The following is a 3218-nucleotide window of genomic DNA, read 5'->3' as shown; positions in this document are numbered from 1 at the left end:
GCTGCGAATAGCCGCCCAGCGTGTGGCCGGGCGCGTCAGGGGTCGCGCCGTTATAGGTGCCGACCATGCCGTCGCAGTAATTCTCCAGCCCCTCGTCACAATCGGCGCAGTTCTGGCAGCTGTCCACGATGCAGCCGACGCCGACAAGATCGCCGGGCTTGTGGCTGCGGACATGGCTGCCGACGGCGGCGACGCGGCCGACGATCTCGTGGCCCGGCACGCAGGGGTAAAGCGTGCCGGCCCATTCGCTGCGCACCTGGTGCAGGTCGGAATGGCAGATGCCGCAATAGAGGATCTCGATGCGCACGTCATGCGGACCGGGCGCGCGGCGGGTGATCTCCATGCGCGAGACCGGCTGGTCGGAGGCGGGGGCGCCATAGGCGAGAATGGTCATGTCGGGGCTCCTTTGTGGGCTTCATTTGCTGGCGGGGCTGCGATTCATGCAAGGGGTTCGATGCGCAGCGGATATTCGCCGCGCAGCAGCAGGGGCGCGGAGCCTCCATCCAGCCGCCCGAGCCGGATCAGCCCGCGCGACCAGCGATAGGATGCATGGAACATCGCCAGGTTGCCCCAGGGCGCGTAATAGCACAGATCGCCCGGCGCCTCCTCGCCGAAGGGGGTGCTGCCTTCCTCGGTCAGCTTGCGCGGCAGATAGGCGATCTTTTCGTTGGTCGAGTAATCCTCGATGGTCAAGTCCAGCGGCAGCAGCGAGAGCAGGTCGCGGGAGGACGGATTATCCTCCAGTGTCGCGGTGAAGTCCTGATCGGCGAAGAGGAAGCGAAGGCGCATGGCGGATCCTTCCTGGGCGCGGGCGATGGCGGGAAGGGCGAGGCCGGCGGCGGCTGCGGTCAGCAACAGACGCCGGGAGAGGCCGGTGGGTTCATGGGTCATGTCCGCATTCTCCATCATGGCAAGCAAGCCCCGCCCAGCCTAAGCAGCCAGATGCTCGCCGAAGAAACTGGCCAGCTTGTCGAAGGGGATCTTGTCCATACGGTCATAGAGATCGACGTGATTGGCGCCCGGGATGATCATCAGTTCCTTGTGCCTCACGAGGGAATGCATGTGTGACCCTCGCAGATGAGGATTTAGTGCTCGTCACTCATCCGTTTCATCCGCTTTTCGCCCAACAGTTGCCCTGTGTCGGCAGGCGATACAACCGACATGGCGAGCGGCTCCTTTTGCAGGCCGGCGATGCCGTGATCTGGTCGGTTCCACCGCAATGGACGGATCTTGCCGGCAAGGATCCGGAGTTGGTCATGGGCGAAGGGCGGGCAGTGTTGCGCTTTTCAGACCTGATGGAGCTTGCCGATCTGGTGGGCCGCGTTTCCGATAAATCAGCCCAGATGGGTGCGAAGACATGTAAAGGTAACTATGCCGCAATTGTAAGGCGGATTACGCCGCAGGAGCGCCAAGGTGACATGTAATCATAGAAATAAACGGCGTGTATTTCGATATTGTGGCGGCAAGCACCTTGACGATCACGCCATGAGCGGCATAAATATATTTACTTTCTGGCTGCCTCTCACCCTCGGAGCCGACAATGTCCGCGAAGTATGGCAGCAGTCGATCAAAGACCGACGCCCTCATCGAAGAGGGCACCTTCAACCCGACGGCCGACAAGGTGCGCGACCCGAAGTTCAGCGGCAGCGAGTTCTTCGATCCGCAAGATGCCGTGCAGGTCCGATACGAGATGCTGCGCCGAGTTTCGGTCGACAGGGCCTCGGTGACAGAGGTTTCCGTCGAATATGGCGTTTCGCGGCCGACCTATTACCAAGCCAAGGCGAACTTCGACGCGGCCGGGATTGCAGGCCTGGTGCCGGCCAAGCCAGGGCCCCGTGGCCCGCACAAGATCGACGACGACGTCCTGGCCTTCCTGGAGGCGCATCTGGTCCCAGGCGAACCGGTTCGTGCGCGCGAACTGGCCAAGCTGCTCCGCCGCGATCTCGATATCGATCTCCATCCCAGAACGATCGAGCGGGCATTAAAAAAAACCCGCCGCTGAACCGCTACGTGGCGCCGGCCTGCTCTGCGCCAGACATCGCGGCACATTACGAGATACTGCGCGCCGCCGCCCTTGGCGAAGCGCTGCCGGTCATGGCGCGCAGTGGCCTCATGCTGTTTTTGCGCCAGGGCATGTGGGGCTGGGTTCGGGCCCTGACCGCAGCAGCGGCAAGTCCTGCCGGAGAACAGGTTGATCCGTCACCCGCGGCCTTTTCGCTGCCTGGCAGGCACGGCGCCATTGTTCACGTCCTCGCGGCAATCGCCATGAGTATCCAACATGGGAGGTCACTATGAACGTCCATCTCAAAGTCCAGCAACGTCACCTTGAACGCGGCGCATACCTCTACATCCGCCAGTCCTCGATGCGGCAAGTCCTCGAGAATGCCGAGAGCACCAAGCGGCAGTATGCGCTTCGTGGCCGGGCCATCGCCCTCGGCTGGCGCGATGAACAGATTGTCGTCATCGACAATGACCAAGGCGAATCCGGGGCCTCGGCCGCCTGGCGCGAGGGATTTCAGCGGTTGGTGAGCGACGTCGGCATGGGCCAAGCGGGGATCGTGATGGGACTGGAAGTCTCTCGTCTGGCGCGCAACAATGCCGACTGGCAGCGCTTGCTGGAGATTTGCGCCCTTGCCGACACCCTCATCCTCGACGAAGACGGCGTCTACGATCCGGCAAGCTTCAACGACCGCCTCCTGCTCGGTCTCAAGGGAACCATGAGCGAGGCCGAATTGCATGTGATCAAGGCACGCCTGCGCGGCGGCATCCTCAACAAGGCGCGCCGGGGCGAATTCCGTTGCCCTTTGCCGACCGGGCTGGTCTACGATCCTTCCGGACATGTGGCCCTCGATCCGGACCGGCAGATCAGGGAGACGATCGCCCACTTCTTCGAGACCTTCATACGCGTCGGTTCCGCTGCCCAGACCGTCAAGGCCTTTCGCAAGGAGGGCCTCTTGTTCCCGTCGCGCCTGCATAACAGCCAGACGGTGTTTCGCCCCCTGACTGCATCCACCGCAATACGCGTCCTGACCAACCCACGTTATGCCGGTGCCTATGCTTACGGGCGGCGACAATATCGGCGTACCATCGATGGCAGGAAGACCATCCGCGCGCGCGACGAGGGCGACTGGCTGGCCTGCATCCCCAACGCGCATCCCGGATACATCAGCTGGGACCAACACCAGGAGAACCTGCAGGTGCTCAAGGCGAATGGCCAG

Annotated in this window: 6 protein-coding genes; 3 read left to right on the top strand and 3 right to left on the bottom strand. The window is 62.8% G+C overall.

Features of this window, described 5'->3' with window-relative positions; genetic code table 11:
- The 3 genes from AQY21_RS02090 to AQY21_RS29985 form a co-directional block, all read right to left on the bottom strand.
- On the bottom strand, window positions 1-394 hold a 394-nt coding region (locus tag AQY21_RS02090), incomplete at its 3' end, for an alcohol dehydrogenase catalytic domain-containing protein (protein ID WP_152988065.1).
- A 44-nt stretch (window positions 395-438) separates the two neighbouring features.
- Window positions 439-891 carry a cyclophilin-like fold protein gene (locus AQY21_RS02085; RefSeq protein ID WP_238986670.1) on the bottom strand — a complete coding sequence of 151 codons (453 nt, stop codon included), beginning with the start codon at window positions 889-891 and terminating at the stop codon, window positions 439-441.
- Window positions 892-930: 39 nt separating this feature from the next.
- A complete protein-coding gene (locus AQY21_RS29985; protein ID WP_255374786.1) occupies window positions 931-1062 on the bottom strand; it encodes a hypothetical protein in 132 nt (43 codons plus the stop codon).
- 2 nt (window positions 1063-1064) lie between these two features.
- Here AQY21_RS29985 and AQY21_RS02080 point away from each other — a divergent pair, with 2 nt between their 5' ends.
- The 3 genes from AQY21_RS02080 to AQY21_RS02070 all read left to right on the top strand — a co-directional run.
- Window positions 1065-1424: a DUF5372 family protein gene (locus AQY21_RS02080; protein ID WP_058096203.1), complete on the top strand. Its 360-nt coding sequence runs from the start codon at window positions 1065-1067 to the stop codon at window positions 1422-1424.
- Window positions 1425-1540: 116 nt separating this feature from the next.
- Window positions 1541-2002, top strand: coding sequence for a helix-turn-helix domain-containing protein (locus tag AQY21_RS02075; protein ID WP_058096202.1), 462 nt, complete (start codon window positions 1541-1543; stop codon window positions 2000-2002).
- Between the two features lie 289 nt (window positions 2003-2291).
- Window positions 2292-3218: recombinase family protein (locus tag AQY21_RS02070; protein WP_161905876.1), on the top strand; the 927-nt coding region annotated here is incomplete at its 3' end.

The organism is Paracoccus sp. MKU1 (assembly GCF_001447385.1).
Classification (GTDB): Bacteria; Pseudomonadota; Alphaproteobacteria; order Rhodobacterales; family Rhodobacteraceae; genus Paracoccus.
The sequence above is the reverse complement of the archived record's forward strand: the minus strand, read 5'-3'. Positions and strand labels throughout refer to the sequence as shown.